This is a genomic window from Thermococcus profundus (genome assembly GCF_002214585.1).
Lineage (GTDB): Archaea > Methanobacteriota_B > Thermococci > Thermococcales > Thermococcaceae > Thermococcus > Thermococcus profundus.
In genome coordinates, this window is sequence record NZ_CP014862.1 from 15,314 (window position 1) to 36,032 (window position 20,719).

Annotated in this window: 25 protein-coding genes and 2 tRNA genes; 18 read left to right on the plus strand and 9 right to left on the minus strand. The window is 52.6% G+C overall.

Annotated elements, in window-relative coordinates:
* Positions 1-129: 129 nt before the first annotated feature.
* The 8 genes from A3L09_RS00085 to alaS all read left to right on the plus strand — a co-directional run bounded on the left by A3L09_RS00085 (position 130) and on the right by alaS (position 7,565).
* Positions 130-387 (plus strand): winged helix-turn-helix domain-containing protein, encoded by a 258-nt coding sequence (locus A3L09_RS00085; RefSeq protein WP_088857040.1) that lies wholly within the window; start codon positions 130-132, stop codon positions 385-387.
* A 204-nt stretch (positions 388-591) separates the two neighbouring features.
* On the plus strand, positions 592-1,134 hold the full coding sequence (locus tag A3L09_RS00090; RefSeq protein WP_088857041.1) for a TasA family protein: 543 nt from the start codon (positions 592-594) through the stop codon (positions 1,132-1,134).
* 37 nt (positions 1,135-1,171) lie between these two features.
* Positions 1,172-1,876 carry a TasA family protein gene (locus A3L09_RS00095; protein WP_088857042.1) on the plus strand — a complete coding sequence of 235 codons (705 nt, stop codon included), beginning with the start codon at positions 1,172-1,174 and terminating at the stop codon, positions 1,874-1,876.
* 60 nt (positions 1,877-1,936) lie between these two features.
* Positions 1,937-2,152, plus strand: coding sequence for a hypothetical protein (locus A3L09_RS00100; protein WP_088857043.1), 216 nt, complete (start codon positions 1,937-1,939; stop codon positions 2,150-2,152).
* Positions 2,152-2,796 carry a SipW-dependent-type signal peptide-containing protein gene (locus A3L09_RS00105; protein WP_157727161.1) on the plus strand — a complete coding sequence of 215 codons (645 nt, stop codon included), beginning with the start codon at positions 2,152-2,154 and terminating at the stop codon, positions 2,794-2,796. The genes A3L09_RS00100 and A3L09_RS00105 overlap by 1 nt, the downstream gene beginning before the upstream one ends.
* Positions 2,793-3,719, plus strand: a complete 927-nt coding sequence (locus A3L09_RS00110) for a signal peptidase I (RefSeq protein ID WP_088857045.1) — start codon at positions 2,793-2,795, stop codon at positions 3,717-3,719. The genes A3L09_RS00105 and A3L09_RS00110 overlap by 4 nt, the downstream gene beginning before the upstream one ends.
* Positions 3,720-3,726: 7 nt before the next feature.
* A complete protein-coding gene (locus A3L09_RS00115; protein WP_157727162.1) occupies positions 3,727-4,770 on the plus strand; it encodes a DUF5305 family protein in 1,044 nt (347 codons plus the stop codon).
* A gap of 44 nt (positions 4,771-4,814) precedes the next feature.
* Positions 4,815-7,565, plus strand: a complete 2,751-nt coding sequence (gene alaS / locus A3L09_RS00120; protein ID WP_088857047.1) for an alanine--tRNA ligase — start codon at positions 4,815-4,817, stop codon at positions 7,563-7,565.
* 3 nt (positions 7,566-7,568) lie between these two features.
* Here the strand turns inward: alaS and A3L09_RS00125 are convergent, their stop codons facing one another.
* Positions 7,569-8,594: a hypothetical protein gene (locus A3L09_RS00125; RefSeq protein ID WP_088857048.1), complete on the minus strand. Its 1,026-nt coding sequence runs from the start codon at positions 8,592-8,594 to the stop codon at positions 7,569-7,571.
* A 19-nt stretch (positions 8,595-8,613) separates the two neighbouring features.
* Here A3L09_RS00125 and A3L09_RS00130 point away from each other — a divergent pair, with 19 nt between their 5' ends.
* A complete protein-coding gene (locus tag A3L09_RS00130; protein ID WP_088857049.1) occupies positions 8,614-9,069 on the plus strand; it encodes a hypothetical protein in 456 nt (151 codons plus the stop codon).
* Here A3L09_RS00130 and A3L09_RS00135 read toward each other — a convergent pair.
* On the minus strand, positions 9,033-9,488 hold the full coding sequence (locus A3L09_RS00135; RefSeq protein WP_232473541.1) for a hypothetical protein: 456 nt from the start codon (positions 9,486-9,488) through the stop codon (positions 9,033-9,035). The two genes, A3L09_RS00130 and A3L09_RS00135, sit on opposite strands and share 37 nt — an antisense overlap.
* A gap of 154 nt (positions 9,489-9,642) precedes the next feature.
* On the opposite strand from A3L09_RS00135, the gene tpiA reads away from it, so the two are divergent.
* From tpiA to A3L09_RS00150, 3 genes are all read left to right on the plus strand, one after another.
* A complete protein-coding gene (gene tpiA / locus A3L09_RS00140; protein ID WP_088857051.1) occupies positions 9,643-10,323 on the plus strand; it encodes a triose-phosphate isomerase in 681 nt (226 codons plus the stop codon).
* A 77-nt stretch (positions 10,324-10,400) separates the two neighbouring features.
* Complete coding sequence (gene dph5 / locus A3L09_RS00145; RefSeq protein WP_088857052.1) at positions 10,401-11,195, plus strand: diphthine synthase; 795 nt, start codon at positions 10,401-10,403, stop codon at positions 11,193-11,195.
* A gap of 40 nt (positions 11,196-11,235) precedes the next feature.
* Positions 11,236-11,312 (plus strand) — tRNA-Val (locus A3L09_RS00150).
* Between the two features lie 313 nt (positions 11,313-11,625).
* Here A3L09_RS00150 and A3L09_RS00155 read toward each other — a convergent pair.
* From A3L09_RS00155 to A3L09_RS00165, 3 genes are all read right to left on the minus strand, one after another.
* Positions 11,626-11,713, minus strand: a tRNA-Leu gene (locus tag A3L09_RS00155).
* A gap of 39 nt (positions 11,714-11,752) precedes the next feature.
* The gene (rpiA, locus tag A3L09_RS00160) at positions 11,753-12,439 is read right to left on the minus strand and encodes a ribose-5-phosphate isomerase RpiA (protein WP_088857053.1); all 687 of its coding nucleotides are present in this window, start codon (positions 12,437-12,439) and stop codon (positions 11,753-11,755) included.
* 9 nt (positions 12,440-12,448) lie between these two features.
* Positions 12,449-12,796, minus strand: a complete 348-nt coding sequence (locus A3L09_RS00165) for a hypothetical protein (RefSeq protein WP_088857054.1) — start codon at positions 12,794-12,796, stop codon at positions 12,449-12,451.
* Positions 12,797-13,010: 214 nt separating this feature from the next.
* Here A3L09_RS00165 and minD point away from each other — a divergent pair, with 214 nt between their 5' ends.
* The 3 genes from minD (at position 13,011) to A3L09_RS00180 (ending at position 14,397) form a co-directional block, all read left to right on the plus strand.
* Entirely contained in the window at positions 13,011-13,790 is a 780-nt protein-coding gene (minD, locus tag A3L09_RS00170; protein ID WP_088857055.1) for a cell division ATPase MinD, read from the plus strand.
* Positions 13,791-13,795: 5 nt separating this feature from the next.
* Positions 13,796-14,044, plus strand: a complete 249-nt coding sequence (locus A3L09_RS00175; RefSeq protein ID WP_088857056.1) for a hypothetical protein — start codon at positions 13,796-13,798, stop codon at positions 14,042-14,044.
* Between the two features lie 104 nt (positions 14,045-14,148).
* Positions 14,149-14,397 carry a hypothetical protein gene (locus A3L09_RS00180; protein ID WP_088857057.1) on the plus strand — a complete coding sequence of 83 codons (249 nt, stop codon included), beginning with the start codon at positions 14,149-14,151 and terminating at the stop codon, positions 14,395-14,397.
* A gap of 93 nt (positions 14,398-14,490) precedes the next feature.
* Here the strand turns inward: A3L09_RS00180 and A3L09_RS00185 are convergent, their stop codons facing one another.
* Positions 14,491-14,964 carry a signal peptidase I gene (locus A3L09_RS00185; RefSeq protein ID WP_088857058.1) on the minus strand — a complete coding sequence of 158 codons (474 nt, stop codon included), beginning with the start codon at positions 14,962-14,964 and terminating at the stop codon, positions 14,491-14,493.
* Positions 14,961-15,488, minus strand: a complete 528-nt coding sequence (locus A3L09_RS00190; protein WP_088857059.1) for a DUF531 domain-containing protein — start codon at positions 15,486-15,488, stop codon at positions 14,961-14,963. The genes A3L09_RS00185 and A3L09_RS00190 overlap by 4 nt, the downstream gene beginning before the upstream one ends.
* Before the next feature lie 66 nt (positions 15,489-15,554).
* On the opposite strand from A3L09_RS00190, the gene A3L09_RS00195 reads away from it, so the two are divergent.
* A complete protein-coding gene (locus A3L09_RS00195; protein WP_232473542.1) occupies positions 15,555-16,649 on the plus strand; it encodes a tetratricopeptide repeat protein in 1,095 nt (364 codons plus the stop codon).
* Between the two features lie 12 nt (positions 16,650-16,661).
* A complete protein-coding gene (locus tag A3L09_RS00200) occupies positions 16,662-17,606 on the plus strand; it encodes a dipeptidase (protein ID WP_088857060.1) in 945 nt (314 codons plus the stop codon).
* Here A3L09_RS00200 and A3L09_RS00205 read toward each other — a convergent pair whose 3' ends face one another.
* Complete coding sequence (locus tag A3L09_RS00205; protein ID WP_088858932.1) at positions 17,607-18,320, minus strand: RAD55 family ATPase; 714 nt, start codon at positions 18,318-18,320, stop codon at positions 17,607-17,609.
* Between the two features lie 120 nt (positions 18,321-18,440).
* On the opposite strand from A3L09_RS00205, the gene A3L09_RS00210 reads away from it, so the two are divergent.
* Entirely contained in the window at positions 18,441-19,316 is an 876-nt protein-coding gene (locus tag A3L09_RS00210) for a class I SAM-dependent methyltransferase (RefSeq protein ID WP_232473543.1), read from the plus strand.
* Here the strand turns inward: A3L09_RS00210 and A3L09_RS00215 are convergent.
* Positions 19,313-20,713, minus strand: a complete 1,401-nt coding sequence (locus tag A3L09_RS00215; RefSeq protein WP_088857061.1) for a metal-dependent hydrolase — start codon at positions 20,711-20,713, stop codon at positions 19,313-19,315. The genes A3L09_RS00210 and A3L09_RS00215 overlap by 4 nt on opposite strands.
* Positions 20,714-20,719 lie beyond the last annotated feature (6 nt).

The following is a 20,719-nucleotide window of genomic DNA, read 5'->3' on the forward strand; positions in this document are numbered from 1 at the left end:
TGCGAAAGGCTTAAATACGTCATGTACCATAACACAATGTTCGATTGCCATGTACATTAGTGTACTATAACCCAGCAACTTAACTGAGAGGATTGCTATAATCTGTTTTCATTCCCGGAGGGTCGGAATATGCGAAGATCGCGGGTTGAAGTCGTGGCCGATATACTGAGGGCCACAAACGGTGTGGGTGCCACCAAGACTCAGATAGTCTACCGGGCCAACCTCAACTTCAAACTCGCCAGCAGGTATCTGCGGCATCTTCTTGAGAAGGGCTACATTGAAGAGGCTGAAAGGGACGGAAAAAAGATATACTTGGCAACTCAAAAGGGGCAGGCATTTCTGAGAAGGCTTTTTGAGCTTACCCAAGACTTTGATGGGCTGATATAAGGAGGTTTTTCTTTCCCTCTCCTTAAATTTCATGCTTTTTTAAGGACCTCTCTATACTATTGAATTCACTGAGAACATTGTTACGAAACTACTGTTAGTAACTTCTATTAGTAACAACTTTTCTTTTAGCTTAAATAATCATTCATATTTAACTCCATATTGAGGCCCCACAAGGGGACCCCTCTACATATGGAGGTATGAAAAATGAAAGCCGGATTGATTGCCCTGTTCGTTATAGGGCTTGTTGCGGTAGGAGTCGGCGCCCAGACCTGGGCTCAGTTCAGCGACACGGAGACGAGCAGTGGGAACACCATAACTGCTGGAACACTTATCCTCGACGTTGGGGACTCTTTCTCCGTTACAACGTCCACTGATGGAGACGGCGTTGCTCCAGGTGACTCCGGAACAAAATCCATCACCGTTCAGAACATAGGCAGTGTTAATGGCCACCTCTACGTGACAATAAAGAACGTTCAGGTGACTGACAATCCTCAGGATGTTGATCCTGCAGGAACATGGGATATAAGAGACGCAGTTATACTCACTATTTATGACACCTCCGGAAATGCCGTTACAACCGACACCCTAAGAAACCTTGAAAACCAGCAGCTTGACCTTGGAGATCTCGACCCCGACGATGGACAGGTTCAGATCCAGGTTGGTTGGCAGATTGACTCCAACGCCGACAACGGAATCCAGGGCGACAGCGTTAGCTTCGACATGGAATTCTATCTCGAGCAGAGCTGACCTCCTTCCTTAACTTTCCTTTTAGGGGGTACCAGAGATGAGAAGCGTTGCACTGGCTTTCATTCTCGTCGGCCTCGTCTTTGCAGGGATGGGCTACGGTACATGGGCTGTCTACCGGGACACGGAAACCAGCAGCGGGAACTCCATACAGCTTGGGACTCTCGATTTAGTGCTTACTGATGGAGTACCAGATGCTGATGGACAGTGGGTTATAACAAACGCAGTTCCGGGCTCTACTGCCACGGGGGACATAAGAATTATAAACAATGGTTCAGTCGAAGCAGACCACGTCGAAATCGGGCTTGAGCTTGTGTGCTGGGAAGACGACGATGGGAACCTTGAAAATGGTCAGGAATTCGGACCTAGACCGGATGAGGTTGATGGGGTCGGGAACCTTCCCGAAGAGATTAAAGTCACGACACAGTATTATGCGGCGTGGACTGGCGAGAGGAGGCAGTTGGATAACAATGCTGACATAGGAGACATAGTCGAGACCCTTTACCTTAATTTACCAGCGCCTCCGGCAGTTAATGGAGACGTCAACGACGCAATTTGGAACCAGAAATATGGTCAGTTTGATATGAACCTCCAGATTGTGGACACCGGCACAGACCAGAACTACTGGCAGGGTGACGTCTGCGAGATCATAGTACATGTCGCGCTAGCCCAAGCTCCGGGACAGCAGGTCTTCACTGAACCGTTTGGATTCACAGAACACCCTGCAAATGAATTACCAACATGAATTACCGAATGACGGAGCCCGAGGCCGATGAGAGCCTCAACACTCTTTCTTTTATTGGCGATGCTGGAGCTTTCCATAATATGGATCGTGAGCTATGGCTCAACCTCACCTCCCGTGGTAGACACCCCAGTGAACGTCTCCAATCAGAGCCCTCACACTCCACCCACCCCTTTCGACCCTGCCGTGGGTCTTGTGGATAAAATCATGAAGATAGGCCTGACAGTCTCCCTCACGGGAGTAATGGTGTACTCAATCGCCGGCCTGGTGGTGAGATGATGAAGAAGCTCCTGATGTTGTTGCTCGGACTCAGCCTGTTTGCCGTTTACATTTCAAACGCGAGCTTCGCCTATTTCAGTGACAGTGAGATGGTGGAAGTGTCCATCCAGGCCGGTGAATGGGGGCAGGGGGTCAGCGTACTCTACCCCTGCCCCTATCTTTTGATATACTGCCGCTCAGGCGGTGGTGGAAGCGATTTCACGGGCTTGAACTTCACTCCCTTCGGGGCGGAGAGGCTTGACCCATCAAAGGTTCAGAACATCTTTGCGCAGGAGAACTATTCCATCGGCGTCCCTTCTGATGGCTCCTCCGTCCAGTGCCATAATGAGGTGTGCATCGGCTACCTCGGGAACATCTGGCTCTACCCGGAGTCGAACGTGACCCTAGAGAGGGTCAGGATATCCTGGACGGGGGGAGGGAGACTCAGAGCTTTCTGGGTCGGCAACTACAAAGTCGGAGGGACAAACCAGACGTCCACTGCGGAGTTCCATGTTGGGAAGGAACTCAGGGGAGGCTGTCTCTACCCTGTGACCTTTAAGTTCCGCGGCATCGGCCTTCAGGACGAGTATGAGTTCACCATAACGTTCTTCTTCTCTAACGGGCACTCCAGGACTATACACTTCAGGCTGGGTGATGGCGATTGAAGCTGAGGGCAGTGATCCTACTGCTCCTGATAAGCCCATTCTTCCTCTTCCTCCCCCACATCGGGAACCTAATGCCAATGGTGGTTCTCAGCGGCTCGATGGAGCCCCTCTTTAACCCTGGAGACATGGTCATCCTGGAGGAGATAAACGGGAGCCAAGTCAGCGTTGGGGACGTCGTGGCCTTCCATCCCCCAAACTCCAAACCTGGAACCTTCGTGACCCATCGGGTAATTGAGATAGTCCACCAGAACGGCACGGCCTTCATCAGGACGAAGGGCGACAACAACGAAGATCCCGACGGCTTTTTGACGCCCGTCGAAAACGTCCGCGGGAGGGTGATCTTTTCCATTCCCTACCTGGGCTACCTCACGAAGTACAACTCGAACAGAAAAATCAGGATGCTGGTTTATCTAGCGTTCACCCTCCTTCCCGGAATTGGTTTGGTCCTCTCGGAACTCCCGAACCTCATCTACTACTCCCCGAGGCTCGACTCCCTCCTCTCAAAGCTCTCCGCCTATCACTCCCGGAGGAGGGAGAGGATAATTTGGAAGCGCTTCCTTCTGGTCTCTCTGGGGCTTCTGGTACTGTTCACCTTCCTTCTGAGGCCCCAGGTTTCGGCTATGGATGGAAAGCTCGTGAACTCCGGTTCAATGGACGTGGTCGTTCTGACTGAGGGGGTCAAGGACTACGAGGTTCTCCACCCAGGGGATGAGTTTGAGGGCCAATACACCCTTGTCCTCGGAAAAGTACTTCCCGTCCTCTGGATCGTTAAGTTATACGAGATCAATCCTTTTATACTACGAGTGCTAAATATAGCGATGGCAACATGGGGGGCGCTCCTGCTTCACCCCCTCTGGCTGTCGGTGGAACCAAAGTTCAAGCTCGTTAGGAGGAGGAACAAGTATGCCCTCAGGCGTTTATAGGCTCCTGATGTCAATAAAGAAGAACTGGATAATCATTTTTGTGGTCTTCCTCCTGCTGGGGCTGTTCTCATATCATCAGTACTCGGCGATCCCCACGAAATACGTCCGCACGGGAGCGAGGACTGTAAACCTCTACACTTGGAACGGAGACCTTTGGGGAGAGGGAATAGTGACGGAAGACAACCCGCTATGGCCGAAGGGAGAGAGGGTTTCCCTTCCGATATACCCGATGTCCATCTCGAAGGAGGCCGAGGTGGGTTTTTCATTCAACGTATCCGGAAATAGAGTCAACCTCACGTTCAGCAGAGAGCTCAGGGTTCTTTACTACATCTCCTACGACAAGAAGAGGATAGTGACCGAGACTTACTCCCTTTCAAAGAACGTCAGCTCCGGGAGGGGCTTTGAAGAAAGGCTCATTGTCAACATCAGCGACATCTCCCAGAGGATTAAAGATCTGAGCTCCTACCTTCGTCTTCCGAGGCAGGAAAGTGGGATAGAGGTTGTTGGTGTTGTTACATATTCCGGAACCGTCGATGGGAAGAATGTAGCAGGCAACCAGACCTTCAAGGGCTCGATAGAACTCCCCTTCGAGGGATTCTATACGATACTGGGCGACTCTCAAAACAGGACTATAACAACCACAGAGACGCACAAGACCGAGGTCTACACCCACTCAAGGAAAAGGGTTTTCTACCTCCTGGGACTGGTTCTCTCAGGTGCAGTGGCCCTCACAGCGCTTGGAGTGGGGTTGGGCTTTAGACCGGACGAAGGGACCCTGAACAGACTGGAGCTCGAGGCCGAAGCCTCCAAGTTCTCCAAATGGATAAGCAGGGGGAAACTTGAGGACTTCACTCCAGTGGCAAAGGTCCGCATGTCCTCACTCTCGGACCTTGTCAACGCGGCCATAGACATGAACGCAAGGGCGATCCACGATGAGGAAAAGGGGGTCTACTTTGTAGTCCATGAAGGTGTCTTCTACTATTTCAAGGTTGGTGGCGAAGACAGGAAAAAGGATGAGCCTTCACTCCAGAAGGATTCGGGGAAACCTTAATTAACTCCCCCTTCTTTTTAGGTTCAGCTAAAGGGGTGGTAGTTATGAGCATGGACATGACGACCAGAATGTTCAAGGAGGAAGGCTGGATAAGGAAGCAGTGCCCCAAGTGCGGCAAGTTCTTCTGGACGCTCGACCCGGACAGAGAAACCTGCGGAGACCCTCCGTGTGACGAGTACCAGTTCATAGGAAAGCCCGGAATTCCGAGAAAGTACACCCTCGACGAGATGCGCGAGAAGTTCCTGAGCTTCTTCGAAAGGCACGGCCACGGCAGAGTCAAGCGCTTCCCGGTTCTCCCGCGCTGGAGGGACGATGTACTCCTCGTTGGAGCTTCGATCATGGACTTCCAGCCCTGGGTCATAAGCGGCGAGGCAGACCCGCCGGCGAACCCTCTCACCATAAGCCAGCCCTCAATCCGCTTTACCGACATCGACAACGTCGGGATAACCGGGAGACACTTCACGATATTCGAGATGATGGCGCATCACGCCTTCAACTACCCTGGCAAGCCGATCTACTGGATGGACGAGACGGTGGAGTTAGCTTTCGAGTTCTTCACAAAGGAGCTCGGCATGAAGGCGGAGGACATAACCTTCAAGGAGAACCCATGGGCGGGAGGAGGAAACGCCGGGCCGGCGTTCGAGGTGCTCTACCGCGGGCTTGAGGTGGCAACGCTCGTCTTCATGCAGTACAAGAAGGCCCCAAAAGATGCCGACCCTAGCCAGGTCGTCGAGATAAAGGGCGACTTCTACGTCCCGATGGAGACAAGGGTGGTTGATACGGGCTACGGCCTTGAACGCCTGGTTTGGATGAGTCAGGGCACTCCAACGGCCTACGACGCGGTTCTCGGCTACGTAGTCGAGCCGCTAAAGAGGATGGCCGGGATAGAGAAGATAGACGAGCGCATTCTCATGGAGAACTCCAGATTGGCTGGAATGTTCGACATCGAGGACATGGGCGACCTGCGCTACCTGAGGGAGCAGGTGGCAAAGCGCGTGGGAATAAGCGTCGAGGAGCTTGAGAAGGCGGTTAGGCCATATGAACTCATCTACGCCATAGCCGACCACACAAAGGCCCTAACCTTCATGCTAGCTGACGGGGTTATCCCGTCCAACGTTAAGGCCGGTTACCTTGCGCGCCTGCTGATAAGGAAGAGCATAAGGCACCTCCGCGAGCTCGGCCTCGAAATCCCGCTCTCCGAGATAGTCGCAATGCACATAAAGGAGCTCTCGCCAACCTTCCCCGAGTTCAAGGAGATGGAGGACGTCATCCTCGACATAATCAACGTCGAGGAGAAGCGCTACCAGGATACCCTTAGGAGGGGAAGCGACCTCGTGAAGAGGGAGATAGCCAAGCTCAAGAAGGCCGGGAAGAACGAGATACCGCTTGAGAAGCTCATCCTCTTCTACGAGAGCCACGGCCTTACTCCAGAGATAGTCAGGGAAGTGGCAGAGAAGGAAGGAGTTAAAGTCGAGATTCCAGACAACTTCTACACCCTGGTGGCCAAAGAGGCTGAGAAGACCGAAAAGAAGGCGGCCGCTGAATACGTGGTGGACTTTGAGCTGGTTAAAGACTTCCCCGACACGAGGACGCTCTACTACGAGGATCCCTTCATGAAGGAGTTCGACGCGAAAGTCCTGAAGGTCATAGACGGCTGGGTTGTCCTCAACCAGACGGCGTTCTATCCTGAAGGCGGAGGTCAGCCGTACGACACCGGAGTTCTGGAAGTTGACGGTGAGGAAGTTAAGGTCACGAACGTCCAGAAGATAGGAAAGGTCATCCTCCACAAGGTGGAGAGGCCGGAGCTCTTCAGGGAAGGGGCTAAGGTCCACGGAAGGCTCGATTGGGGCAGGAGGATACAGCACATGCGCCACCACACCGGAACCCACGTCCTCATGGGTGCGCTCGTCCGCGTTTTAGGAAAGCACGTCTGGCAGGCGGGAAGCCAGCTCCACACAGACTGGGCCCGTTTGGACATCTCCCACTACAAGCGCATAACCGAGGAGGAACTGAGGGAGATTGAGAGGCTAGCCAACAGGGTCGTCATGGAAAACAGGAAGGTCACATGGGAGTGGCTGCCCAGGACGGAAGCGGAGATGAAGTACGGCTTCCGCCTGTATCAAGGTGGTGTCGTTCCGGGAAGGGTCATCAGGGTTCTGAAGATAGAGGACTGGGACGTTCAGGCCTGCGGTGGAACTCATTTGCCGAACACCGGCTTGATTGGCCCGATTAAGATACTCAGAACCGAGAGGATACAGGATGGGGTTGAGAGAATTATTTTCGCGGCCGGTGAGGCGGCGATCAACTGGATGCAAGAGACCGAGAGGATACTCAAGAAGACGAGCGAAGTCTTCCGCGTCCCGCCTGAGAAGGTGCCTGAGACGGCGGAGAGGTTCTTCAACGAGTGGAAGGAAGCCAGGAAAGAAGTCGAGAAGCTCAGGAAGGAGCTGGCAAAGCTTCTTGTCTACGAACTTCAGGAGAATGTTGAGAAGGTTGACGATGTTGAGTTCATAGGAAAAGTAGTGGAAGGAACCATCGACGACCTCAGGGAAGCGGCCAACAGGCTCAGGAAGGAGAAGCGCGTCATCGTTCTAATAAGCAGGGAGGGCCACTTTGTGGTGGCAGTTGGAGAGGGCATCGAGCTAAAAGCCGGGGAGCTGGCGAAGGTGATAACGAGCGTCGCCGGCGGTGGCGGCGGCGGAAGGAAAGAATTAGCGCAGGGCAGGATAAAGAACCCGCTCAAGGCGGAGGAAGCGATTGAGGAAGTTAAAAAACAGATAGTCAAAAAAGATTAATTCCTATTCACTTAGTTTTCTTTGATCTTTTTTAGCTATTTTTTGATTAACATGTGTTGAGAATCTCCTCAATTCTTCTCCATATGTTGGGATTGCTAAGATCGCATATAGGAGTAGCGTGAATTCTAGGAATGCAAAACAGGATGGTGGAGGTGAAGATTGTTTCCATTTTTGATAATATCCAATCATCACAATGAGAGAAATACCAAGTACTTCAGCAAAGTCAACATTAAGTTCATTAAACTTTGAACGTCCCACTTGTAAGAATACATAAACTGTGTAAAGGATAATGATAATATCCAAGATGGACCTTGGACTCCAGGTAAACCTGCATCTATTTAGATTCTGGACGAGGTATGCAATGCCAAGGATTGCCCCAGTTGAAATACTTAATAGCAACAAACCTGACCTATATAGTTTTACCTTGTTGGCCCCTACTTTTTGCGCTTCATCTTCTATTTTTATTCCAAATGCAGGGAGCATCACTATAAAAAGTAAAGTGAGAGCATGACTTAGCCCATTGTATACTAGCGCTATTAACAATACAACACTTAAAGCAGCCATTCCAATATCAAGTGTAGATTGAGTATCCACCACAATCCCAAACAATTTTTGAACGTTTCTTAAGCATGATCTCCAATTAAATTGAGAGTATATCAATATCAATAACACAACAAAGAGAAGTATATACACTGTTATCAATTTCCCAAGACCAATATTTTGGGGATTCGCACTGACTATGTACAAACTGGCCCAAAACATGGTTAAACCTGCCAGTATCCCCAAGGATACTAACACCTGCATCGTGGCGACATCATTATACTCTTCTTTGGAGAGTCTAACGCTTGCAATGTAATATACACTAGAGCTAAACAACATAAGAAATGCGATTTCAATGAAAAATACTACCACGGTTTTTGAAACCTTTTCAATAATATCTTCTACAATTTTACTGTTTAATAAACTTCCAGATAGAACAGAAATAATGGCTATTAATATTCCGACATCAAGACTTTTTTCTTTGTTCATAATTAGAAGTAAGTACTAAATGTTTTTTAAACCTTTCATTTCATGCACATTTAGGTGTCCAAAAATCAAAGTCAAAACTCTAACAAAGCAAATCATCGAGCTTTCCTCGGAGCTCGGTCTTCAGGCCGTTCCCGAATACAGAACTCCCGACGGCACGCGGATAGACATCGCGATTCTCAACGGGGAGGAAAAGCTCCTCGCGATTGAGCTGGAGGCTTCCTTCAAGTGGTTTCCGCAGAGGCTCCTCTACGACGTCGTTAAGGCCTACAGGGCAGGCTTCACGGAGCTGTGGGTTGTCTCGAACTTCAACTCAAAGCCGGGGTGGGTAAAGAACTACTCCACGGAGATAGGGGTGGAAACGAGAATAGTTAAAGAGAACGAAGTCCTGGAGGAACTGACAACCAGGCTCTTGCAGCAGACGAAGAAAAAAGAAGGACACTACTTAGATTTCCTCGGGGCCAATGTCAGGGTGTAGTCATCGCGCCAGAATGGCATTTTCTCAAGGTGTATGCTGACTTCGGCGCTTCCCTTTTTGTAGTAGAGGGACTTAACGAGATCGTCCGGAACCCTGAAGTGAACGTACATCGTTCCGCCCTCATTAACCGTGGTCTTGAACTCGTCCGTGCCCTTGTACTGCTCCCCGTTGTAGTCCACGAGGTAGCTCGTCCCCTTCGGGAAGGTTATCTTCATCTCGAAGCCCTTGACCTTGGGGTTCACGTCCATCTCGAAAAGGCCCCAGCCGTCCTTCTCGACGAAGACGACGCTCCTGTTGTCGAGGTAGAAGACCTCGTGGTAGGTAACACTGGCCGGTGGAAGGTGAGCCGTTTTGATCGCGTAGCCGAACAGCGCTAGGGTAACGATTGCCATCACTAACAGAGCCTTGTTCATGCCCATCCCCCTAATTTTAACGGCCATCCGGTACTTAACCCTTTTGTGTAGGTGGTTACTTTTTTCCTGGAAAGATCAGCTCGAGCTTGAAGGATGAGACACCAGTGTACCTCCAGAAAGACGTTTAAACTCCAGATGCATAACACTTACGGTGATACCCATGGGGAAGCTTAAGGAGCCTATTATAGCGATAAACTTCAAGACCTACATCGAGGCAACGGGAAAGAGGGCCCTCGAGATAGCGAAGGCGGCCGAGAAGGTCTCCAAAGAGACAGGGATAACCTTCGTGGTCGCCCCTCAACTGGCAGACCTGAGGATGATAGCGGAGAGCGTTGAGATCCCTGTCTTCGCCCAGCACATCGACCCGATAAAGCCCGGAAGCCACACCGGCCACGTCCTCCCGGAGGCGGTTAAAGAGGCTGGGGCCATTGGGACACTCCTCAACCACTCCGAGAACAGAATGATCCTAGCCGACCTTGAGGCGGCGATAAGAAGGGCGGAGGAAGTCGGGCTTATGACCATGGTCTGCTCCAACAATCCAGCCGTTTCGGCGGCTGTCGCTGCCCTCGGCCCGGACTACGTTGCCGTCGAGCCGCCGGAGCTCATAGGAACAGGAATTCCAGTGAGCAAGGCCCAGCCGGAAGTAGTCACCAACACCGTCGAGCTCGTGAAGAAGGTAAACCCAGACGTTGGCGTCCTGACTGGTGCAGGCATAAGCACCGGCGAGGACGTCAAGAAGGCCCTTGAGCTCGGAAGCGTTGGAGTTCTTCTCGCAAGCGGCGTTACCAAGGCCAAAGATCCTGAGAAGGCGATAAGAGACCTCGTCTCGCTGATAATCTGAACCATTCGCTTTGCCCTATCCCTTTTTTTCACCGTTCATCTTTTAAGCCCCAGTCCCAACGCCGTACGGTGAAGGGAATGGCGATTTACTTCATAGGTCTGGGTCTTTACGACGAAAAGGATGTAACGCTCAAGGGGCTCGAAGCGGCGAAGAAGTGCGAGGAAGTTTTTGCGGAGTTTTACACCTCCCTACTAGCCGGAACGACAATTGAGAAGATTGAGGAGCTGATAGGAAAGCCCATAAAGCGGCTGAGCAGGGAGGACGTCGAGCTGAACTTCGAGAGAATCGTGCTGAGAGAGGCAAAGGATAAGGATGTCGCCTTTCTAACCGCAGGAGATCCCATGGTGGCGACGACGCACGCAGACCTCAGGATAAGGGCGAAGAAAGCTGGAATCGAGAGCTACGTCATTCATGCCCCCAGTATTTATTCGGCAGTTGCCATCACCGGTCTTCAGATCTACAAGTTCGGCAAGAGCGCGACCGTTGCATATCCGGAGAAGAACTGGTTCCCAACGAGCCACTACGACGTGATAAGGGAGAACAAGGAGAGGAGCCTCCATACCCTTCTCTTCCTCGACATCAAGGCGGATCAGAACAGGTATATGACGGCCAACGAGGCGATGGAGATCCTCCTCCAGGTCGAGGAGATGAAGGGGCAAGGAGTCTTCACGCCCGAGACTCTAGTGGTAGTTCTCGCGAGGGCCGGCTCGCTCAACCCAACTCTCAAGGCCGGCTACGTCAGGGACATGCTCAAGGAGGACTTCGGAAGGCAGCCCCACGTCCTAATAGTTCCCGGAAGGCTCCACATAGTCGAAGCCGAGTACCTTGTCGAGTTTGCTGGGGCCCCAAAGGAGATCCTGGAGGAGGTCTAGCGAAAGCTTTATATCGTCTTTTCGTTTCTTCACTTCGGGCGGGCCCGTGGTCTAGACGGTTATGACGCCACCCTTACAAGGTGGAGGTCCGGGGTTCGAATCCCCGCGGGCCCACCATTCAAACTTCGCCTGCGCGAAGTTTGATCAAGGCTCGTGGTTCCTTCCAGAATTGCCCTTCCATAAGGATTTTCATTCTAAAAAGCTCTCCCGAGTCAAGATTCCACAAGTACTAGCTTTTTTACAAGGAGTTTCTCGCATTGATGCCCTTCGGGCATCGATTAAAGAGTAAACTCATAAAGAGCAATTCCACTGAAAGTAGAATTCATAAACTCAATACAGCGTTCAAAAGAGAAAATCCTCTTAAAACGACCCTCATGAACAAGAACCACGAACTTTGATCAAACTTTTGCTTGGCAAAAGTTTGCTGTTGTGGTGCGGGGGCGGGGATTTGAACCCCGGAACCCCTGCGGGACGGGACCCTGAATCCCGCGCCTTTGACCAGGCTCGGCAACCCCCGCAGTGGATCAAAAGGGAGGAATGAAGCGGCGTTTATAAACTTAACGTTCGAGCCTCTTGACACCCTCGGGTGTCCCGACGAGCACTACATCGGCTATGTCCGCGAAGATCCCGTTCTCAACGACGCCCGGGATGGTGTTGAGCTCTATCTCCATGTCGAGGGGATCGTCTATCCTCTCGAATCTGGCATCGAGGATGAAGTTGCCGTTGTCTGTTACAACCGGTCCGTCCTTCTTGGCGGCAAACCTGAGCTCCGCCGTGGCGTTGAAGACTTCAAGTTCCTCCGCTATCGCTCTCCAGGCCGCTGGAATGACCTCTATCGGAACGGGCATCTTTTGGCCGAGTCTCTCCACGAGCTTGCCCTCATCGACCAGCACGAGGAAGGTTCCAGCGCGGTACTCGATTATTTTCTCCATTGTAAGGGCCGCGCCGCGCCCCTTTATGAGATTGAGGTCGGGATCGACTTCGTCCGCTCCGTCAACGGCTATATCGATGGCATCCACCTCATCGAGCGATGCTATGGGAATTCCAGACTCTATGGCCAGGATCCGGGATTGGTGTGAAGTGGGCACCCCGTATACCTCGAGCTCCTCCTCCATCACCTTCTTTCCGAGTAGTCTGATGAAATACGAAGTCGTAGATCCGGTTCCGAGGCCGACCACCATGTCGTCCTCCACGAATGAAAGAGCCTCACGAGCAACGGCCTTCTTGAGTTCCTCAACGTTCATTCTCCCACCTCAAGTCTTGTTCATCATTTGAGACAGCAGACTCTGATTGTTGTACGGCACCGGCTTGAAGTCTATCCCCACTGTATAGACGAGCATCGTGAAGTACAGCCAGAACAAAAACCAGCCCCAGAATGCCTTCCTAAGCACTGCGGCCCTGAACTGACCTCCTTCTAGACCCTGAAGATCCTCCGGAAGGTTGTCCTTGAGCACCATTTTAACGAAGACGTCCGTTATGAGGAACATCAGAGCACCGATTATCCACGCCGCCCTGGTCTGTATCGACAGAGCGCCGCTGACGACACCGCAGATGGTTCCCCAGAGGTAAACCGTGAGTGCAAACTTGTGTTCAGGTCTCACATCTCCCACCTACCTTTTCCTTCTCTTGACGTTTCCCTTAAAACCTTGCCGGAATTTAAGGGTTTCGAGTGTGTCCACCGAAGGGAAGTGAGATTTCCAAAAGCACAATAGTGAACATAGAAAACCACAAAAGATAAAAGCCTTGAAGTCCAAAAGGGCTGTAGACAAACGTGTTGACGCTGGTGAATCAAATCAAAGAACGGAGGTGTAACTCTTGGAGGGCCGCTCCATCGTTTTTGCATCTGGAAAAGGTGGTACCGGAAAAACAACGACCGTTGCTAACTTGGGTGTGGCACTGGCCCAGTTTGGAAAGGAAGTGATTTTGATTGACGCCGATATAACCATGGCGAACCTCAGCCTCGTCCTTGGAATGGAGGACATACCGATAACCCTCCACGACGTCCTGGCGAGGGAGGCGGATCTCAAGGACGCGATATACGAGGGGCCAGCGGGGGTTAAGGTCATACCCGGTGGACTAAGCCTCGAGAAGATAAAGAAGGCCAAGCCGGAGAGGCTCAGGGAGGTCATAAGGGAGATAAGCCAGATGGCGGATTTTATCCTGATAGACGCACCCGCAGGTCTTGAGATGACATCGGTTACCGCCCTGCTCATTGGTAAGGAGCTGATTATAGTCACCAACCCGGAGATCTCCGCGATTACTGACTCCCTCAAGACCAAGCTGATAGCCGAGAAGCTTGGAACCCTCCCACTCGGCGCGATCCTCAACAGGGTCACCAACGAGAAGACCGAGCTCACTCAGGAGGAGATCGAGGCAATACTGGAGGTTCCAGTTCTCGCGGTCATCCCCGAGGATCCCGAGGTGAAGAGAGCCTCCGCCTACGGTGTTCCGCTCGTGATAAAGAACCCGACGAGCCCCGCAGCCATCGCCGTCAAGCAGCTGGCGGCGAAACTGGCAGGAATAAAGTGGCAGCCGCCCGAGCCAGAGAGCCCGATAAAGAGGGTCTTCAAAGCTCTCTTCGGAGGAAAGAGGTGATAGAAATGGCAGGGGCGGCAGTTTACGCCATCGTCATCCTCCTAGTGTTCCTCAACCTGGTGCTCCTGATGCTCTATCTCTCAGCCAAAAAGAACCCCTACTACGTCGTCTACGACGAGGAGACCAAGTCCGCCCTGAAAAGGCGTGTTAGCAACCTCAAAGAGGAGCTCGAGGAAGAGCTAGTCGATTTTGACGTTGAGGAGTGGGAGAAAGAGCTCGAGGAGAGCATTGAGGAAGAGGTCAGGAACCTCTGACCATACCCATTTTTCTGCTTTCTCCCCTCTCACGGCCAATGGGACAATTCTGGGCAGTTAAATTTTTAAGTTACAATTTGTTCTCATAAGTGGAGGTGGGGCGCATGACGGTTAGGGTGGCGTATCCTGACGGGTTCCTCGTAGTTGAGGGATCCCGGGTGTACCTCTTCAGGAAGAGGCTCTACAGCGCCCCACTTGAGGAGATACTGAGGGCGGCCCACGGTGATGACTCCCTCCTGCATCCGGCACTGAAGGAGGTCTCCAGGGACGTTGCGGCACTTGTGGAAAGGGGCCTGCTACAGCCATCCTTCGAATATTTCGGCGGTGTCCTCAGGCAGAAAGCGAACGCATGACCACTTTTCTGAAATTTTTCTGTAATTAAAAGGGAAACGGTCAGGGGCCGATTAGGTCATCACGGCTCAGCCACCTACCCTCACATCATCCCGTTAAAGGTGCTCCCTTATCCACAGCGGGATTATGCCGATCTTTGGAAATACCATGACAGCCTTGGCATCGACGGCGTAAGCGGGGACGCAGGGAAGCCCCCCATGCGGGGTGGGGTAAAGGCGGTACTCCCCCCAGTCGGGGGCGGGGTTGTTATCGCCCCACGTTACAAAGCACTTCTCGGTCTTTCCCCCCAGTTCAACGGTCTTGACCGCGTGAACCCGGTGAATTATCGGATAGGTGTACATTGGGGCATTGTACACTATAACATCGCCAACGTGGATGTCGTTGGGATCAACTCCCCTGAGGAGAACAACGTCCCCGCGGTACATGACCGGCTCCATAGAGCCGCTTATAACGATGACAAGAGGTGAACTGGTGCCCATCACAAATTTGAGACCGTAGTTGAGGATCATGACGATTAAGAGAGCTGTTAGCAACCACGCCACATCCTTCTTCCAGGTGTCATCATTCATCTCAGGCCCTCCATCAGAGTGCTCAGCTTTGAAGGGATAGCGCCTATGGCGGTGCACGTTTCAAGGCTCACCCTCTTTCCCGTGATGTCCATATGATACCTTGCGATCTTAAAAGTTTCCTTCGGGAGGCCGTGCCTTCCGAGTCCTATCAGAAGGAGAAAGCTCTCCCCTTTCAAAGCCCTTTCGGCGAGCTCACGTGGGGTTACTTCCTTTTTCTCCTCGGGCTTTCTGGTAGTCGCCACTACGGTGCCAAACTGGGCCGGAAAACCCTTGGAGGGGAAGTCAAGGAGGTGGAAGTGGTTCCTCTCGGCTAGTTCGAGGAGGTATTTTCCGCTCTCTCCAATCGTGGTATGCCGGGATATCTCCTCGGCCACGTCCATGGGCCTGCCCTCCATGGGAAAACCAACCAGAGCAAGGTGAAAGCCGAAGGCGTACGCCACTGGCCCTGCCCTGGCTATTGCTCTGAGATGAGCCTCGTGAAGTTTCCTGGGATCGTAGGTGTTGTAGAGGGCGATCGTCAGCATGCTCCCACCCACGAAGAGTTCCTGAGAACCCTTATAAACTGTTGTCCGATATAAATGGTAATAGTGATGAGCATGGCCTCGCATGATGACATCATCATCCTCGTCTCAAAGGGGCTCTTTGAAGAGGCAGTAAACCTCGCCTCCGAGATGGGGGATCCCCTTGAACAGGCGGATTCGTTCATCGACATAGCCCTAGGGGCCAAGGGCTCCCACCCCGAGCTGGTTCAGGATCTCCTCGCAAAAGCCTTGAAGCTCTCCAAAAAGGTCAAAGATCCCCAGGACAAGGTTTACCTGAAATCAAGGCTGGCCTACGCCCACGCGGTACTCGGAAACCCCGAACTGGCCTCAGAGCTCTTTGACTCCGCCGCGGAGGAGATCGCCAAGATAAAAAGCGATGGGGAAAGGGCCGTTGCCACGGCAGTGCTGGCCTACCACCTGGCGCTTGCAGGGTTTAAAGACGAGGGTCTGGATACGTTCAACGAAGCCTTCGACATGGCGATTTCAGCGGAGATGGACTACAGGAAGAAGCTTGACATTATAACAGAGATAGCAAACCTCCTCGAAGCGGCTGGCGACGAACTCAACTCCTCCGATGCGGTAGGGTTTTACGAGATAGCCTACGACATATTCGACAAGCTCAGGATAAGCCAGAGGGCGGCGGATCTCGAAAAGAAGGTCGAACTTGCCAAGACAACCTACCACCACGGAACCCCTGAGATCCGGAGCGCGCTCCTGGAGGGCCGCTATCAGTTCGCGGTGAAGACTGTTGAAAAAACCCTAAAAGACCCGCAGGACAGGTTCATAGCGATCCTCGAAATAGCCCACTGGATGAAGAAAATGGGTGCCCTGGAATACCTGGAGGTTCTGGAGGAAGCGTTCCACCTGCTTGAGCGCATAGGACTCTCAGACAGCAACGTCCAGAGGGCGGCCGCGATACTCACTGAGATGGGGGAGCTTGAAAGGGCCCTCCGTTTTGCAGTGGACATCAAGGATCCCGAAAAGAAGGATGAGGCTCTGGCGGCGGTGGCCCTGAAGCTCGCCGAAAGGAAGGATTTTACGGAGGCAAGGGGCGTTGCAGGCCTTATATCCGATCCCATGCTCAAAGCGAGGTTATCAGAAGAAATAGCCAGGATGGAAGAGAGGGCCCGGCTTGAGTTTTAGACGGTGATTGGTATGGAAGGATACCGCATCTTCGATGCCCATTCAGACCTCCCAACCCTGATCTGGGAGGAGCGCGGAAAGGGTAAAACGAGGGTTCTGGAGTCCGGTTTTGAGCGGTTCTTCAGAGGCTATGTGAAGGCGAGGGTAGCCTCGATATGGACCCCCACAGACAAGAGGCCCATTGCCCTGAGGTACGCCCTGGAAGCCATTACCCGGCTCCACAGAGACGTTAACGAGAGCGAAAGATTCGAAATAGTGACGAGAGGGGAGGCAATGGAGAGGGCCATAGACGAGGACATGGTTGCACTCTGGATAGGGATGGAGGGAGGGGAGCCTATAGAGAGTCTGGACGTCCTCGAGGTCTTCTACAGCCTTGGACTGCGCGTTCTAACACTGACGTGGAGCCTGAGAAACCAGATAGGGGACGGGGTCTTTGAAAGAACCGGAGGCGGACTGACGAACTTCGGAGTCGAAGTCGTGGGAAAGGCGGAGGAGCTCGGAATACTCCTCGACCTCAGCCACATAAACGAAGCCGGATTCTGGGATACCTTAGAGGTAACGTCATTCCCAGTGATAGCCTCCCACTCCAACGCGAGAAAGCTCTGCGACAACAGGAGAAACCTAACGGATGAGCAGATAAAGGCCATAGCAGAGAGGGACGGCGTTATAGGGGCCGTTGCGATACCCTACTTCGTCGACAGGGAGAAGCCAACCCTGGAGAGGTACGTTGAGCACATAGAATACATGGTAGACATGGCCGGATACGAGCACGTCGGCCTCGGATTCGACTTCGTCTACTACCTGCCTGGATGGAGCGGAAAGAGCGTGGAAGGATTCGAGGACGAGTCAAAGATACCCGCACTGCTTAACCTGCTCTCCGAAAGATTCAGCGAAAGGGAAATCCGTGCCATAACCTTCGACAACATGGCCAGGGTCTTCAAATCGGTGATAGGGTAGCTAGACCTCCTCAAAGGGGCTCCTGTGCTCAACGGCCAGACCATTGGAAGTGAACTTCGCTAGGAACAGGCCAGTTTCATGTTTTGTTCTCCTCATTTTGAGAACCTGGACGGCCCTTACCATCCTCCTCTCAAGGAGGAAGTAGTGGAGCATTATGACCCCGCTCGCGAGGTAGTGCTCCTCAGTGTACCTGTTCATGTCGGTCATCTCTGCTATGAGATAGGCTGTAACCCCCAGATCCTCCAGACCCCTAACAAAGCGGGCCAGCTCGGCCTTTTTCTCAACGGGGTTCTCAATGGAGAACTCTATAGCAGTCAGGGGATCGATGACAAGGCGGGAAATGTTTTCGTCCTCCGCCATCTCCCTTATCCTGAACAGAACGCTCTTCCAGGTTGGCACGTGGGTTGATTCCCTCCAGAGAACGGGACCGAGGTCAAAGAGGAGGAGCTTTTTAGACCCAACGTATACCTGAACGGAGGGATCGAAGCGCATCATATCCTTAACGGCCTCGTTGGGATCCTGGATCAGGGAGACGTAGGCGACCTTCTCCCCTCTTCTCGCCCCCTCGAGTAGAAAGTGCATCCCCATAGTGGTCTTTCCGCTTCCGGGGGGACCTGTGAGAAGATAGACCTTACCGGGTATAAGGCCGCCTTCTATCAGATCATCGAGGCCCTTCACCCCGGTGGATATCCGCTCAATCGTAAGGGTTTTCATATCAACGCGCCCCCACACATCACACACCACTTACTAATCAGTATTAGCCCTAAAGTAATTATTAACCTTTTGCTCACAAAGTTTTTAACTGCCCCGAGCAACACTACCCGGTGCCAAAAGTTGGAGGGCGGGATCTACTTCTTGACATCAAGGGAGGCCAGAAGGCTTCTTCTAACCAGAGGTCCCGTTCGAATCAACCTCGATCTCCGGAAGACGAACAGAACCTGGGAAGTGGAGATGAGGGACGACGGTGCCCTCTTCCCAGACGGCACCCTCGTTGAGAGGTGCATCATCGAGAGGATTGCCGGGGACGAGGGCTCGGTCTACTTCGTCAAAAACGGTGGGGTTTACAAAGCGGCGATAGCCACTGATGCGGGTTTTTACAAGCTCGTCCCGACGATACCCCCAACCATAGAGATAAACGGCATCAGGATGCACCGCACGAAGGAAGTGAACCCCCTCCAGGATACGAGGAACAAGGTAAACACCGTGATGCCGAAGGAAGGTGAAACTGTTCTCGACACATGCATGGGGCTGGGCTACACTGCGATAGAGGCCTCCAGGAGAGGTGCCTACGTAATAACCATCGAAAAAGACCTCCACGTTATTGAACTCGCCCGCATAAACCCCTGGAGCAGGGAGCTGTTTACTGGAGGGAAGGTTCAGGTTATCCAGGGGGATGCCTTTGAGGTCGTTAAGAAGTTCAATGACGAGAGCTTTGACGCCGTAATTCACGATCCGCCGCGCTTTTCCCTGGCCGGCCACCTGTACTCGGAGGAGTTTTACCGCGAGCTTTTCAGGATCTTGAAGCCAGGGGGAAGGCTCTTCCACTACGTCGGCAACCCCGGAAAGAGGTACAGGAGAAAAGACCTTCAGAAGGGAGTGATGGAGCGGCTTAGAAAGGCCGGCTTCGTTGGTGTCAGAAGGGTCGAGGAAGCCCTCGGGATTGTGGCGAAAAAGCCAAAATATGGAGCAAAAACGGGAGGGCGGGATTAAATCCCGCCGACTTCCTCCATCTCCTCAAATGCTTCCAGGTTGGTGTAGTAGTCCATGAGCTCGTTGATCTCCCTTCTCAGCTTGAAGCTCTTGGCTATCGCTATCCCAAAGCCGATTATTGAGGGCCAGATAAGGTAGAGGAGCAGCGTTGCGTCGCTTATCGGGATGGGCCTCGGGTTTGTGAAGCGGTTGAAGTTCCATATCATCAGCGCTATCATCAGCCAGGCCGTTGAGAAGTTCGTAAGTCCGCTCCCGCTCTCTCCAAGCTTGAACCCCGGAATGACGTCCTTAGTGAGCGGCGGGAAGAGGTTGCTCCCCATGAAACCCAGCTGATCCTCGAAGACGTGGAGCCACTGGCCTATCATCGAAGCCAGTGCTAGATCAGTCGCGTGGCTGTAGCCGAAGAGTTTGGCGAAGAGGAAGACAAAGATTCCTATTATCACTCCCATCGTCATCGAGTGGCTGAAGCCGTGGTGCCAGGGCAGGAAGCGGTCCTTAACTACCGTCTTCCCCCGGTGCTTCGTCCTCCTGAAGGCTATCTCCGGACCTGAGAAGGAGTCTATCCTCGTGGGCTTCGGGTAGGTCTTGATAAAGGGAACGTTCACCTTCGCTATTCCATACTTCCTGTACTCCGGCGGTTCTCCGCCTATGGCGATGCCGCCTGGAGTGACTATCGGGCCCATCTCCACCCTGACTTCCCTCTTTGGGGGATCCAGATGAACTACGAATCTCCTGTAAACGTCCCCGGGCAGGCGGATGTTGTGTATCTTGACTATTTTCTCGCCCTCCTCGTAGGCCGTTTCTATTGCCTCGGCTATAGTGTCTGCGATTCTCTGAGGATGGGGAGCGTCGCTGACGACGAACCTCAGCGAGCCGTCTGGATCAACGTCCACGTATCCAAACACGAGAATTTCCTTACCTTCCTCAATCTGGCCGAACTCCTCCTCAAAGAACCTGTAATCGTCTCCAAAAGCGTCCACGACTATCTTTCCCGTTCCATCACTGAGCGTGAAGATTATGCTGTTGTACTCCTCCTTAACGGTTCTAACCGTGCCGTCTTTCTCGATGATCTCGTACGATATAGTTCCAGATCCTTTTGTGAGTATCTCCTCGACCTTTCCCTCGATGGCGAAGAACTGGTAGCGGTTCTTCTCGCTGAGATCCTTTATTCTAACGAGCTTCGGAGCGTAGTGCTTCTTCTCGTCCCATGGGGCGGGATCGATCTCGTAGTCCCTCCTCGCGAAGAACTTGCCGAACTTGAAGTCCACGAAGTCGGGGAAATACGCCGAAGCCGCCGCTATGACTGGAATCAGGATCCCCATTCTTATGTCGGCGACCAATGAGGGGAAGAAAGTTGCAACGGCGAGACCTGATATGTAGTGAGTGAACCCCCTCATACCGCA